1 protein-coding gene is annotated in these 567 nt (G+C 43.2%); it reads right to left on the minus strand.

The features are described 5' to 3' along the window. Positions 1 to 139 precede the first annotated feature (139 nt). The coding region (locus R7Q11_RS28290) for an HAD hydrolase family protein (protein ID WP_225467241.1) at positions 140 to 567 on the minus strand (428 nt) is incomplete at its 5' end.

Raw genomic sequence — 567 nt, forward strand, 5'->3', positions numbered from 1 at the left:
CCAAGAAGAGCTCAAACTGTCAGAATAATAAGTTCTTCGGTATCAAGTAAAAAGCCTCGCAATTCGCGAGGCTTTTTGTGTTTTAGGCGCTTACTTCTGTAACGCTACTTTTATTAAAGCAACTCTTATAAATCGAGCTCTAAGCGTTAAGAACAAATTTCTCAATTGCTTTCGCTACGCCGTGGTCGTCGTTACTTTCAGTGATGTAATCTGCGATTTTCTTGGTTTCTTCCATCGCATTTGCCATCGCGATACCAAGACCGGCGTACTTCAGCATATGGTGGTCATTTTCAGCATCACCCATACAGATCACTTCTTCTGGTTGAATTCCTAAGTACTCAGCAATCGCTGCAACTCCGATGCCTTTGTTGCTCGCTGGGTTAAGAAACTCTAGGAAGAATGGGGCACTTTGAACAACAGTAAACTCTTCACGCATTTCAGACGGAAGCGCAGCGATGACCTCGGTGAGTTTACTTGGCTCGGCAACCATCATTGCTTTGATGATTGGATGATCATCTTCTAGCGATTCAAAATTCATCTCTGTCACGTCTAAGCCATTAATGTTGG

Source organism: Vibrio sp. 970, assembly GCF_033339075.1.